The sequence below is a fragment of the Campylobacter concisus genome (genome assembly GCF_902460665.1).
GTDB classification, from domain to species: domain Bacteria; phylum Campylobacterota; class Campylobacteria; order Campylobacterales; family Campylobacteraceae; genus Campylobacter_A; species Campylobacter_A concisus_AL.
Genome location: NZ_CABPUR010000003.1, coordinates 23,875 through 36,822, shown reverse-complemented (window position 1 = coordinate 36,822; position 12,948 = coordinate 23,875). Strand labels below are relative to the sequence as shown.

The following is a 12,948-nucleotide window of genomic DNA, read 5'->3' as shown; positions in this document are numbered from 1 at the left end:
AAATTTAAGATTTTGAAAGGATTAAAAATGGAGCTAAAACTTGCAAGAGCCGAATTAGACGCAAAACCAAAAACGATTTCACTAGAAAAGATAGAGGCAGCTGTCGAAAAAGAGGGTCAGAAAATTTTCTATTTTGATAAAGAAAACACGCACAAACAACTAATCGCCTTAGTCGAGCACTTTGAAGAAAAAGGGCTAAGCGTTTATCACAGAACCGTAAAATACGGGCTTGATGATAGCGATTATATGTATGAAGTGCATATACTTTAATGAGTAAAAAACTCTTTATCCAAACTCTAGGTTGTGCTATGAATGTTCGTGACAGCGAGCATATCATAGCCGAGCTCTCACAAAAAGAAGACTACTCCTTAACACAAAACATCGAAGAAGCTGATTTAATCCTTATAAATACCTGCTCGGTTCGTGAAAAGCCAGTTCATAAGCTCTTTAGCGAGGTCGGAGCCTTTGAAAAAGCCAAAAAAAGAGGTGCAAAGATAGGCGTTTGTGGCTGCACTGCAAGCCATTTGGGTAGTGAAATTTTCAAGCGTGCGCCTTATGTTGATTTTGTCCTTGGCGCAAGAAATGTTAGCAAGATCACAAAGGCGGTAAATACGCCTAAATTTATCTCAACCGACATCAACCACGACGAGAGCGAATATGCATTTGGCGAATTTAGAGGCTCGCCATATAAAAGCCACATCAACATCTCGATCGGCTGCGATAAAAAATGCACCTACTGCATCGTCCCACACACCAGAGGAGATGAAATTTCCATCCCTTCAAGCCTCATCCTAAAAGAGGTAGAAAAGGCGGCAAAAAGCGGCGCAAAAGAGATATTTTTACTAGGGCAAAATGTCAATAACTACGGTAAAAGATTTTCAGGCGTGCAAGAAAATATCGATTTTAGCGACCTTTTAGTAAAGATAAGCGAGATAGATGGCGTTGAGAGGATAAGATTTACAAGTCCGCACCCACTTCATATGGATGATAAATTTCTTGAAATTTTCACTAATAATCCAAAAATTTGTAAATCAATGCACATGCCACTTCAAAGCGGAAATACCAAAGTTTTACGCGAGATGAAGCGTGGATACACAAAAGAGTGGTTTTTAGACCGCGCGCTAAGACTTAGAAAGATGTGCCCGGACGTGAGCATCTCAACTGATATCATCGTCGCATTTCCAGGCGAGAGTGATAGCGAGTTTGAAGATACGATGGACGTGCTTGAGCAAGTTAGATTTGAGCAAATTTTTAGTTTTAAGTATTCGCCTCGTCCGCTTACAAAGGCAGCTACTTTCAGAAATCAAATAGATGATAAAACCGCTTCAGCAAGGCTAACGCGCCTACAAAATCGCCATAACGAAATTTTAGACGAGATCGTGGCGGTACAAAAAGATAAAATTTTTGATGTATATTTTGAAGAGCTAAGAGCAAACGGCGGCGTTGCTGGACGAAGTTTTAATAACTTTTTAGTTCAAGTTGATGGCAGCGAAGAGCTTCTTGGCACTACACAAAAAATCAAGATCACAAACCCAAAACGAATGGTTTTGTATGGCGAGCTGCAAATTTAAAAACACCCTTGAAAAGCTCGCCCTAAATGTTGGCGTCTTTTTCATCTATATTTTAATGTGGCTCATTTTTCTAACCTGCAAAAAGAGCTACACTCCAAATTTCTTACCACAAAATGGCTGCGTTGTCGTCTTTTGGCACGGAAGGCTTAGCTTTATGAGCTTTGCTTACAGGCAGTGGTGGAGCAGACAAAATAGAAAACAAGGCAAGGTGATAATTAGCGACCACAAGGATGGCGAGCTAATCACTAGAATAATCAATTTTTTTGGTATCGGCACCATTAGAGGTAGCAGCTCAAAAGGCGGTGCAAGGGCACTTATAGAAGCTCTAAGAGAGATAAAGCAAGGTCACGACGTCATCATCACGCCAGATGGTCCAAGAGGACCAAGGCACAGCGTGGCAGACGGAGCTGCTGTGATCGCACAAAAGTCATCTTGCGAAATTTATGCTCTAAATTTTGAAGCAAACTCGTTTTGGGAGTTTAAAAGCTGGGATAAGATGATACTTCCAAAGCCATTTTCAACTATAAATTTTAGCCTCTCAGCACCTTTTAGTGTGGCAAATTTAGATCAAAAAGAGGCAAAAGAAAAAATACAAAACGAGCTCTGGCAAGCCTCGCAAAACGACGGTGGCAAGAGCGTAGAACAAAACAAAGAGGACTTTAGAGTAAATTTAAAGATTTGGTGGAAAAAGTATGCTCATAAAAATCCACAAATAAGCGACGAGATAAAAGAAATTTTGGACGAAATTTATGAAAAATAAACTATCTATTTTTATAGCCATCTTTCTAATTGTTTTATTTGGACTATTTTTTTATAGCGACAACTCCTATAAGCTCGCCCTTGAAGCAAAATTTTTATACGAAAACAAAGAATATGAAAAAGCCTTGAATTTAAGCCAAAAAGCACTTGATATAGATATTTATAACAAAATGGCAAATACTGTACTAAACCAAAGCAAGGCTGCTATCAAATTTAGCTCATACATAAAAAACGGCAAAGAGTATCTTGAGCGTATCAAAAAAATGAGTCAAAGTAGCGTTAGCAAAGCTGATAGTGAGCGCATTAAGATGATGTGTGATGTGATGATAGAGGATTTTGACGACCTTAAAAACTCGGCCTTACTTGATAGTGAGCTAAAAAATGAAGCTTTAAATACAAAAGAGATTTTCGTTAAGCTTAAAAACGAGCTGTTTTAAACTTATTTAATCCCTTTTTGGCTACCATAACGAAAATTATGCACTAAATTTAGGAGATTTATGTCTTTTAGCGTCAAAAAGCTTTTTTCTAACCTTTTTTTAAGCGTCGTGTTGGAGGGCAATGAGTGCATATTTTTCGGTCAGGTCTTTAGAAATGGCAAACTTTTAAAAACTATAAACACTAAATTTACAGATATAAATATCGATAATATCGATGAGAAAATCATAAAATATATAGAAGAGCAAGAAAAAACATATTTTGGTGTATATGTTTCAGTTTTTTTTAACGACGACTCGCAAGGCGCGCTTCCTAGTGTTAGCTTCGATGAATACAAAAAATTTAATATAAATACTAAAAATCTTACAAGCCTTATCATGCAAGATAGCTGGAGTATTTATGCAAATTTAAACGCTATAAAAAAATATAAAAATTTATTTGGACAAGATAGAGTAGATCTCATCTACTCACCTATCGCCCTGCTCTTTCACGAGCTCTTAAAACGCGGAATTTCTCCAAAAACTACACTTTATCTTTATATCCATGCACACTCGTTTACACTTGCAATTTTTAAAGATAAACAAATGAAGTTATCCACTTTTTTAAATATGTCTGGCGTTGAAGAAACCAACCAGGAAGCTGAAAGCCTAAAAGAAGAAGATATAACAGATATTGATAACTTAATCATTAAAGAAGAAAATGACGCAACATCGCTTGATGATTTTAAAAGTTTAGATGATTTTTTAAGTGATGATAAGCCAAAAGAATTTGAAGATCTAAACTATGAACTAAATATGCCAGTTTCTACAAATGTAGAAAAATCAGTTGCTATTTTTGGGTATGACATGAAGATGTTTGATTACATCGTAAAGGCTGTAAAAGAATTTTATGAAAATCCTCTCTACGGCGGTGATTTTATTGAACAAATAATTGTTTTTGAAAACACAAAAACAAGTGCAACCTTTTTACAATATCTGCAATCTGAGCTTTTAGTGGAGACTTCGGTGTATCCAGTGAATACAAATCATATTATGAATGAAATCATGCAAGAAGAGATAATATTATGAGATTTAGCTTTATTGCTCCGGAACCAAGACCACTTATATCTATCTTTAGCAAAATTTGGCTAAGCCTTATAAGTTTTGTGTTTGTAGCTCTTTTGGCAACAAATTTCTTTATACTTTACAAAAATTATTCAATTGAAAAAAATATAAATTTTTTATCAAATGAGCAAAAAGAACTTAGTCAAAAAATAGTCACAACAGATGAAGTTTCATCTAAACTAGCTGTACAAATAGAATCTGCAAATGATATTTTCACATCAAATTCTATTCTCAAGCAAAGTTTGCACAATCTTTTTGATCTAGTGCCTGACAGTATAACGCTTGAAGAGGTTTTTATGGATAAAAGCTCGCTCATCATTCGCGGTATAACGCCGACAAAAGATGTATTTAATCAGCTTCTAGCTTCACCTTTAAGATCTATTTTTACGACTTCAAATACCAGCTTTTATCAAAGCAAAAACGGCTGGTATGGCTTTATAAGCACAAATAAAATTGATAATTCTGAGGGATATAATGAGTAAAAAAGATACGAGCTTAGAAAAAATAGATCCCGTCAAGCTTTTACTTTTTATATTTGCTTTTATTGTAGTTTGCTTCATTATGATATTTGGTTTTATCGTGCCAAATATAAGAGAATTTAAAAGCCTAACTAGACAAAATTATTCACAAACCTCATCTTATACAAAAGTAAAAAATGAATTTGAAGCCAAATTTAAAGCCCTTGAAGCAACCAAACAAAAAGATGGAGCTATCATTTCAGCTTTTGAGGCTAAATTTGATAAAGATAAATTTATAGAATTTGCCTCCAAATTTTTCAGTGAAGTAAGCCTTAGTAAAATAGAAGAAAGTGATAATAACGCTAGTGAGAAATTTTTTAGATTTCGTCTAAATGTAACTAGCTCTCTAAGGACACCACAAAAATTTTATGACTTTTTAGATGCGCTTAGCAGCTATGACAGTATCGTAAAGACTGAATTTCCTATCGTCATGAAAGGCGAAAAGGATAAAATCCATACTACTTTTAATATAAAAGTCTTTGGGTTGAAGTAAAAACTTAAAGTCTACCATCAAGATAAAGTTTAACCAAAAACTCACTATATCTTTTTCTACCAAGATAGTTAAAATGTTCCCAATCAGATAATTCTTCATCACTAAATTTTAAATTTGTAAGATCAACAATTTTGGCACTTTTGATGACTGATGCTATTTCGTTTATGTTATATTGAAGTCTTGTTCCATCAAATATTGGCTCAAGTAAAACAATTACTTTTATGTCATCTTTAACAAGCGGATCAATTATGTAATTTTGCATGTATTTTAATGTGTTTAAATTTATTCCTTTTAAATTTGTTATACCACTATTTTCCCTAGGTATCGTATTTGCAAAAAGTATATTATCGCCATTACTGCATTTTGCAACAATAATTTTTTTGCTTTTTGTAAAATTTGAATTTACTTCACTTGTGTTAATTAGCTCGCAATCACTATTTGCTTCAATATTAAAGAAACTTTCTACACTAAAATTATTTACATTGGTTGCGGTCTTTGGTGTAAATTTACCATAAGCCATAACTACTCTATTATAGATAGCTTCAGAGTATCTTAAAAACAAATGCAAGCTTGCTAAATAATCTAGCAGTGTTTTTAAAAACATTATCTTATTTGTGCCAAAATTTGCCATTAGTTCATCAGTGGTATAAATTTTGACATCTCTCTCAATATAATCTTTAAAAAGATTGCTAACTCTTATATTAATAACAACCTCTTTTGCACCAACTTTTTTAATAGCATTTACAATAAAAGGATAGTCACCTATAAAATTTCCAGAAACGCCAAAATTATAAATACCAATATTATTTTCTTTAAAAATGTTTGTTGAAATATGATTAAACGTCCTACTACTTCCAACAAAAACGATATCCTTTTGCTTTTCGCTATTTAGCTTAAAGTGCTCCGCTTTTGAAATTTTATTATCAACGAAATTCTTCTTACTTGTTCTACTTTCTGCAAAAACATAAAGTACAACATCAAGCCCAACCATAGCAAATACTACCAAAGACAGGCATAGAAATATTTTTTTCTTAAAATCTAAAGTATAAAAATTCACTCGCATTATTAAGCCTAATTACTAAGATTGATATAAATAAAAAGAAAGATGTTGCAAAAATTTGCCAGATAGTAAATTTAAATTTCTTATCAAATGCCATTTGCATAGAGTTTTTAAAAAGTAAAACAACCAAAAAAGCTAAAACGATAAAAAATATCTCAAGATAGTTAACGTCTATTTTAAGCTCACCAAAAAACATCCCTCGGATCACTTTCATGGTATCTTCAAAGCTTTTTGCCCTAAAAAATATCCATGTAAAATTTACAAAGTTAAAGGTTATGATCCAAGCAATGATTTTATTTAATTTAAAATTTAACTTTTGCCAACATCTGTGAATAACAATAGCAACACCATGTAAAGCACCCCAAACAATAAATGTCCAAGCAGCCCCATGCCAAAGACCGCCTATCAAAAATACCAAAAACAAATTTAGATAGGTACGGCTCTGCCCCCCCCCTATTTCCTCCAAGTGGGATATATATGTAGTCTCTTAAAAAACGTGATAGAGTAATGTGCCACCTATGCCAAAAATCCTGAATATTTAAAGCCTTGTACGGGGAGTTAAAATTTATGGGAAGTCTTATGTTAAAAAGCAGCGCAAGACCTATCGCCATATCACAATAACCACTAAAATCAAAATAAAGTTAAAAGGTATACGAAAGTGACATCGCCCATGCTTGCAGAAAAGTCAAATTTCCTTCCACATCAAATCCAGCATTTGCAAAAATCGAAAAAGTATCAGCAACCACACTCTTCTTAAATAGCCCTATGCTAAAAACACAAAGCCCAAGAGCTATAAATTTATAGTTTTTTATAAGATTAAATTTATTTGCAAACTGAGGCATCATTTCTTTGTGATGCACTATCGGATCAGCAATAAGCTGTGGAAAAAATGTTATAAAAAGGCAGTAAGTTTAAAAAACTATTCTCTTTTGTCTGCTTGTTATAACTATCCACTAGATATGCTATTTGCTGAAATGTGACAAAACTAAGTGCTAGCGGCAAAGCGATATGAAGTAGACTTAAATTTGTATTTGTTATAGCGTTTAAATTTGAAATTAAAAAATCAGCATATTTAAAATATCCAAGTAAAGCAAGGTTGCAAACTATACCAAAAATCAAAATAGTTTTACTCTGATGTTTTGCAAGAAATTTTGAAACAAGGAAGTTAAAAACGATACCTCCTAACAAAATCGGCAGATAATAAACACTCCAATAAGCATAAAAAAATAAACTAGCACTCACTAAAAAAGCTTTTGCAAGAGTGCTTAGTCTCTTTTTATTTAGAAAAAAATATACAAAAAATACAAGTGGTAAAAATACAAATATAAAGACATATGAGTTAAAAAGCAATTTTATCCCTTATTTTTTCTCTACACATTTACCAAGCTGGCAGGCTCTTTTGTAAAGTGCGTCCGCCTTTGTTTCATCTCCGCTTAGCTTTGCAAGCAAAAAGCACGACTGAGCATACTCAAGCTCGCAGCTCTTTGCTAAAAGCTTTAAAACTCTAGCCTCAGCCTTAGCTCTATCTATCTTATGAGTTTTTAAATTTTCGCTTTCGATGTAGGATTTTAGCCCCATTGCTTCGTTATAGCAGCCAACGCCATCACCGCTATCACAAGCTAGTTTATAAAGTTTTAGAGCTTTTTCCATATCTTTTTGCTCATCAATCAGCCCTTGCTCATAAATTTGACCCAAATTTGAACAAGCCGTCGCAAGCCCAGCATTGCAAGCTTTTTCGTAGTAGCCTTTTGCCTTTACAAAGTCTTTTTCGTTACTAAAATTTACGGCTAAATTGTTGCAGTCGATGCTATTTCCACCCTCGCAGTTTTGCATCATCTTCTCTTTTTCAAGTTCAAGACGCTCTGCCCTAGCCTCTTCATCACTTTGCCAAAAGCCAAAGCTTACCATCTTTTGCCACGACCAGCAACCACCAAGCATAAAGCCCATAGCCAAAATAAGACCAAAATTTAAGACCTTTTTCACTTACATTCCTAGCTTTGTACCTAGTCTTTTCATCTGCGGGCATGCCTTGCTTAGCCCACGAAAGCAAGCAACTTTATAAATTCCATAAGCCCTTTTTTCGTCTTTATTGACACCAAGACCAAGCTCGTACATCGCTCCGATATTGGCACAACTTGGCAAATCGCCAGCATTGCATGCATTTGTATAAGCTTGCATTGCTAAGTAATAATCTCGCTTAACGATTTCGCCCTTTCTATAAGCATTGCCTAAATGATAGCAAGCTTGCATGCCTCCGCCATTGCAACTTTCTTTATAAATTGAAATTGCCTTTTTTGGATTTTTTTTAACTCCAAGTCCAAGCTCATAAAGAGTGCCCAAATTTGCACAACCGACTTGCACCTTAGCATCGCAAGCTTTTTTATAATTTGTTAAAGCATTTTCATATTCTTTTAAAAGCTCGTAATTTACACCCAAATCGTTGCAAGCTTCAGCATCGCCTTCTTCGCATTTTGGTATTAAAATCTCGATCGCATTTCTTGAAATTTGCTCTTTATTTTGCACTATTTTTTCATCCTTTGGTTGCTGCCACGAATCATCTTGTTTTTGTCCTACACCAATCACATTTAAGCAGCCAGTGAAAAATAAAGCCGATAAAAGCAATAAATATTTTTTCATTCTTTTCCTTTTAAAATTGTCCAAATAAGTCATTTAGTGCTTCACTGATACTTGGATGAGTGAAAATTTGATTTTTAAAGAAATTTGCGTTCGCTTTTAAATTCATTGCAATTGCGATTTCATTTATCAGCTCATTTGCATAGATGCAGTGAAAGCTAGCACCTAAAATTTCGCCACTTTGCGCATCAACAATAGCTTTTAGCATACCTACATCGTGATTTAGTACTTTTGCGCCTGGTACTGTTGCCATACTAAGCTTTAGCTCTTTGAAATTTAACCCAAGCTTGCTAGCTTCTTTTGCATTTACTCCAACTCTTGCTAGCGGAGTGTCAGTAAATAGCACATTTGCGTGAATGCTTCTATTTTTAGTATTTCTCTTTTTATCACCAAAAATTTGTGAATAAACTATCCTAAAATCATCCAAGCTCGTATAAGTAAAAAGCTCTCCGCCGCGCACGTCGCCTACCGCATAGATGTTTGGCACATTTGTTTGAAGGTTTTCATTTGTCTTTATAAAGCCTTTTTCATTTAGCTCAACTCTAGCGGCTTTTAAATTTAAATCATCCACATTTGCCACTCTGCCAAGCGCGATCAAAAATGCATCAGCCCTAAAGCATCTTTGCTCGCCATTTTGCTTGAAATTTAATATATTTTCTTTAATGCACTCTATCTCGCAACCCTCTAAAATTTCAACGCCTTGGACTCTAAGAGCTTCTTTTACGCTATTAGCTATATCATCATCTTCGTTTTTAAGTAGTTTTGAGCGCCCTATAATAGTCACTTTTGAGCTAAAATTTGCAAACATTGATGCAAACTCTATACCGATAAAACCACTACCGATAATGACAAAATGCTTTGGTAAATTTTTTAGATCAAGCAGCGTTTGGCTTGAAAATACATTTGAGCTTACAACCTCAAAAGGAGTATCTGCCTCTTTTGAGCCACTATTTATGATAATAAAATCGCCCTCTATTAGCTTTTTCTCACCACTTGGCGTTGTTACAAGTACGCTATTTTCACTAGCAAATGAGCCAACACCGTCTATCACATCGATATTTTCTTTATCATTTAGCATCGCATAGTTTTTAGCATTCAAAGCTGAAATTAGCTTATTTTTATTTTCCACGCTAAGCGTGTAATATTCGCTTTCAACGCTATTATTTACAAATTTTGCCTCTTTAGCGGCTGTTATTAGACGTTTGGTTGGTATGCAGCCAACATTTATGCAAGTGCCTCCATACATCTTTGGCGATCTCTCTACAAGAGCCACTTTTTTGCCAAGTGCGGCAGCTTTAACCGCTAGCGTTTTGCCAGCTTTTCCAAAACCAATAATTACAATATCATATTTCATTTTCAGTCCCTTATCTTTCCCATTATATAGTAAGTTGTTTCATTTATCTTTTTTAGCTCCATTTTATATTTATTAGCCCAGTTTTTTATAATCTCATCAACTCGCTCTTTTATTTCATTAACGGTAGCTACATTTTTTATCTTTAGTCTATCTTCACTTCCACTCATCGCCACAAAACAAAGATGCGGCTTTAAATGATCGTTTAGTTCAATTATGCTCTTTGGCAAAAGACCATCAGTATTGTTTAAAATTCTACACATTTGAGCAGTGGTCGTTTCATTGACGTTATAGCCAAGCTGGATTAAAAGTGCATTATGATCCATATCGTTCCTTTTGCTTAAAATTTGCGGGCATTATAAGATAAAATTGGATAAAATCGCCTAAATTTTCAAGGACAAATATGAAAAAATTTATCATTTTTGTGTTTAGTGTTTTGCTATTTTGGGGATGTTCGTTAGATCAAATTTCACAAAATTTTGGCCTTAGTGAGCCACCACTTGATCCAGAGGTCGAACAAATAGCAGATGCTATATATCTATACAATGAAGGTAACTATCCAAAAGCTTGCAAGAGATTTTACGACTACGCAAAAGATGGAAATGTGCTTGCCATGCAACAAACTGGCATTTGCTTTCGTGACGGCAAAGGCTTTAGCAAGGATATCTTAAGGGCACTTTTTTGGTTTGAGACAGCTGGCAGATACGGCAACATAGACGGACTAAGAAGTGCTGGATATATCTACGAGTACGGCCTTGGAGTCAATAAAAATTTAGAAAAAGCGATATATTTTTACGAAAAAGCTACAAGCCTTGGCTCAAGCGAGGCAAGTTATGATCTGGGGCTTATCTATCTAGGCAAAAATGACTATAAAAGAGCAAGAATTTATCTTGATGAGGCTTGCTTTAAAGGCAAAGAAGAAGCCTGCACAAAGCTAAAAGAGATGAAATTTTAGCTCCCATCTCTTTTTGTAAATTTATTACGCCTCAGCCTTTTGAGCGATCAAGACGCCTTCTATCATCTTTTTGATGTCGCCATCAAGTATCGCATCAGTTTGTGAGTATGCCTCGCCGCTGCGGTTATCTTTTACCTGCTGATATGGGAAAAGCACATATGATCTTATCTGATGCCCCCAGCCGATCTCACTCTTTTCGATGCTATTACTCGCTTCTTGCTGCTTCATCAGCTCAAGCTCGTAAAGACGAGATTTTAGCATTTTCATCGCTGTGGCTCTATTTTTGTGCTGACTGCGGTCATTTTGACACTGCACGACGATGCCAGTTGGTATGTGCGTGATGCGAATGGCAGATTCAGTCTTATTTACGTGCTGACCGCCTGCGCCACTAGCTCTATAAGTATCTATCTTTAGATCTTTTTCCTCGATCTCGATCTCGATATCATCATCTATCTCAGGGCTTACCATGACACTTGAAAAGCTTGTGTGGCGGCGCCCTGCACTATCAAATGGACTTGTGCGAACGAGCCTGTGGATGCCATTTTCTGCCTTGAAGTAGCCATAAGCATTTTCACCTTTTACGATAAAGCTCACGTCCTTTAGCCCAGCCTCATCACCCTCTTGAAAGTCAAGAGTCTCGACCTTAAAGCCCTCGCGCTCGCAAAATCTAAGATACATCCTATAAAGCATGCTCGCCCAGTCATTACTCTCAGTTCCGCCAGCTCCAGGATGGATCGATACAATTGCGTTTTTGCCATCATCTTCGCCACTTAAAAGCATAGAAATTTCAAGATTTACTATCTTTTCATCTAAATTTTTAGCGTCATCAAAAAGAGAATTTATAGTCTCTTCGTCATTTTCAGAATTTGCTAGCTCAAAGAGCTCCTTTGCATCACTTACTGCCTGATTAGCATCGTTAAATTTTGCAAGCATATTTGAAATTTTTATCTTTTCTTTATTTAGCGCCCCAGCTCTTGCGATATCTTGCCAAAAATCAGGATCTTGTTCGGTGGCCTCGATCTCTTTTAGTCTAGCCTTGATCTCTTCAGGCTTTACGATAGAGCCTATGTTTTCAACTTTTGTTTGTAGCTTCTTTAAAAGCTCGTTGTATTCGTAACTATCCAAGTTTTTCTCCAAAAATTTTTGCCGATTTTAGCCAAAAGTTGCTTACATTTTTAAATTTACGCCCTTTTAATCCTTTTTTGTTAAAATGCCAAGTTAAAATTTCAAACAAAAAGAGTCAAAAATGCAAATCATAAGAACTATAAAAGAACTTGAAAATTTCGTCTCTAGCACAAGCGAAAAGATCGGTTTTGTGCCGACCATGGGCGCACTTCATGACGGACACGTTAGCCTTATTAAAAAATGCGTGAGCGAAAATGAGATAAGTATCGTCTCAACATTCGTTAATCCAACTCAATTTTTACCAGGCGAAGATCTGGACAAATACCCAAGAAACGAACAAAACGACATTAAAATTTGTGAGCAAAATGGCGTTAGCGCTATTTTTATCCCAGATGCTAATGAACTTTACTTTGAAGATGAGCCACTCATCATTGCTCCAAAAAAATTTTCAGCTATCTTAGAGGGCAAAACTAGACCTGGTCACTTTGATGGTGTCTTAAGGGTGCTAAACAAGCTATTTCGCCTAACTCGTACAAATAGCGTTTACATGGGCAAAAAAGATACACAACAATTAATCATCGTGCAAAACATGATAAAGACATTTTTTCTTAATACCAGCCTAGTGGCTTGCGATATCGTTAGAGAGCCGGACGGACTTGCACTTTCAAGTAGAAATGTCTATATCTGCGACGAAGATAAATGTAATGCTCTAAGGCTTTCAAGATCGCTAAATAAAGCACAAAATTTGATCCAAAACGGTGAGGAAGACACAAGTGAGATCAAAACAAAGATGCTTGAAGTGTTAGAGCCATTAAAGGTTGATTATGTCGCCATTACGGATAGAAATTTAAATGAAATTTCCAAAATAGAAAAAAATAACACCATCATTTTAGTAGCAGCTTACGTTGGTAAAACTAGGCTAATAGACAACATCTGGATCTAAA

At 35.3% G+C, this 12,948-nt stretch carries 15 protein-coding genes and 1 pseudogene; 9 read left to right on the top strand and 7 right to left on the bottom strand.

Annotated features, from left to right (window positions below; translation table 11 throughout):
- Nucleotides 1-27 precede the first annotated feature (27 nt).
- The 7 genes from F3G66_RS07055 to F3G66_RS07025 are packed head-to-tail and all read left to right on the top strand — an operon-like array spanning nucleotide 28 to nucleotide 4,879.
- Nucleotides 28-270: an HP0268 family nuclease gene (locus F3G66_RS07055; protein ID WP_002941786.1), complete on the top strand. Its 243-nt coding sequence runs from the start codon at nucleotides 28-30 to the stop codon at nucleotides 268-270.
- On the top strand, nucleotides 270-1,571 hold the full coding sequence (gene miaB / locus F3G66_RS07050) for a tRNA (N6-isopentenyl adenosine(37)-C2)-methylthiotransferase MiaB (RefSeq protein ID WP_149707621.1): 1,302 nt from the start codon (nucleotides 270-272) through the stop codon (nucleotides 1,569-1,571). Before F3G66_RS07055 ends, miaB begins: the two co-directional genes overlap by 1 nt.
- Nucleotides 1,552-2,331 (top strand): lysophospholipid acyltransferase family protein, encoded by a 780-nt coding sequence (locus tag F3G66_RS07045; RefSeq protein WP_149707620.1) that lies wholly within the window; start codon nucleotides 1,552-1,554, stop codon nucleotides 2,329-2,331. Before miaB ends, F3G66_RS07045 begins: the two co-directional genes overlap by 20 nt.
- A complete protein-coding gene (locus F3G66_RS07040; RefSeq protein ID WP_103641434.1) occupies nucleotides 2,321-2,767 on the top strand; it encodes a hypothetical protein in 447 nt (148 codons plus the stop codon). Before F3G66_RS07045 ends, F3G66_RS07040 begins: the two co-directional genes overlap by 11 nt.
- 60 nt (nucleotides 2,768-2,827) lie before the next feature.
- The gene (locus F3G66_RS07035; RefSeq protein WP_149707619.1) at nucleotides 2,828-3,832 is read left to right on the top strand and encodes a hypothetical protein; all 1,005 of its coding nucleotides are present in this window, start codon (nucleotides 2,828-2,830) and stop codon (nucleotides 3,830-3,832) included.
- Complete coding sequence (locus tag F3G66_RS07030) at nucleotides 3,829-4,350, top strand: hypothetical protein (RefSeq protein WP_149707618.1); 522 nt, start codon at nucleotides 3,829-3,831, stop codon at nucleotides 4,348-4,350. Before F3G66_RS07035 ends, F3G66_RS07030 begins: the two co-directional genes overlap by 4 nt.
- Entirely contained in the window at nucleotides 4,343-4,879 is a 537-nt protein-coding gene (locus F3G66_RS07025) for a hypothetical protein (RefSeq protein WP_149707617.1), read from the top strand. Before F3G66_RS07030 ends, F3G66_RS07025 begins: the two co-directional genes overlap by 8 nt.
- Before the next feature lie 4 nt (nucleotides 4,880-4,883).
- Here F3G66_RS07025 and F3G66_RS07020 read toward each other — a convergent pair whose 3' ends face one another.
- From F3G66_RS07020 to F3G66_RS06995, 6 genes and pseudogenes are all read right to left on the bottom strand, one after another.
- Nucleotides 4,884-5,885 (bottom strand): hypothetical protein, encoded by a 1,002-nt coding sequence (locus F3G66_RS07020; protein WP_149707616.1) that lies wholly within the window; start codon nucleotides 5,883-5,885, stop codon nucleotides 4,884-4,886.
- A gap of 25 nt (nucleotides 5,886-5,910) precedes the next feature.
- Nucleotides 5,911-7,289, bottom strand: a pseudogene (locus tag F3G66_RS09640) (MBOAT family O-acyltransferase).
- 9 nt (nucleotides 7,290-7,298) lie between these two features.
- Complete coding sequence (locus F3G66_RS07010) at nucleotides 7,299-7,922, bottom strand: tetratricopeptide repeat protein (RefSeq protein WP_149707615.1); 624 nt, start codon at nucleotides 7,920-7,922, stop codon at nucleotides 7,299-7,301.
- On the bottom strand, nucleotides 7,923-8,576 hold the full coding sequence (locus F3G66_RS07005; RefSeq protein WP_021090816.1) for a tetratricopeptide repeat protein: 654 nt from the start codon (nucleotides 8,574-8,576) through the stop codon (nucleotides 7,923-7,925).
- 10 nt (nucleotides 8,577-8,586) lie between these two features.
- Nucleotides 8,587-9,927: a dihydrolipoyl dehydrogenase family protein gene (locus F3G66_RS07000; RefSeq protein ID WP_103649314.1), complete on the bottom strand. Its 1,341-nt coding sequence runs from the start codon at nucleotides 9,925-9,927 to the stop codon at nucleotides 8,587-8,589.
- Nucleotides 9,928-9,929: 2 nt separating this feature from the next.
- A complete protein-coding gene (locus F3G66_RS06995) occupies nucleotides 9,930-10,250 on the bottom strand; it encodes a hypothetical protein (protein ID WP_054196551.1) in 321 nt (106 codons plus the stop codon).
- A 77-nt stretch (nucleotides 10,251-10,327) separates the two neighbouring features.
- Here F3G66_RS06995 and F3G66_RS06985 point away from each other — a divergent pair, with 77 nt between their 5' ends.
- Nucleotides 10,328-10,879: a tetratricopeptide repeat protein gene (locus F3G66_RS06985; RefSeq protein ID WP_149707614.1), complete on the top strand. Its 552-nt coding sequence runs from the start codon at nucleotides 10,328-10,330 to the stop codon at nucleotides 10,877-10,879.
- A gap of 24 nt (nucleotides 10,880-10,903) precedes the next feature.
- Here the strand turns inward: F3G66_RS06985 and prfB are convergent, their stop codons facing one another.
- Nucleotides 10,904-12,004 (bottom strand): peptide chain release factor 2, encoded by a 1,101-nt coding sequence (prfB, locus tag F3G66_RS06980; RefSeq protein ID WP_149707613.1) that lies wholly within the window; start codon nucleotides 12,002-12,004, stop codon nucleotides 10,904-10,906.
- A gap of 121 nt (nucleotides 12,005-12,125) precedes the next feature.
- On the opposite strand from prfB, the gene panC reads away from it, so the two are divergent.
- A complete protein-coding gene (panC, locus tag F3G66_RS06975) occupies nucleotides 12,126-12,947 on the top strand; it encodes a pantoate--beta-alanine ligase (protein ID WP_149707612.1) in 822 nt (273 codons plus the stop codon).
- Nucleotide 12,948 lies beyond the last annotated feature (1 nt).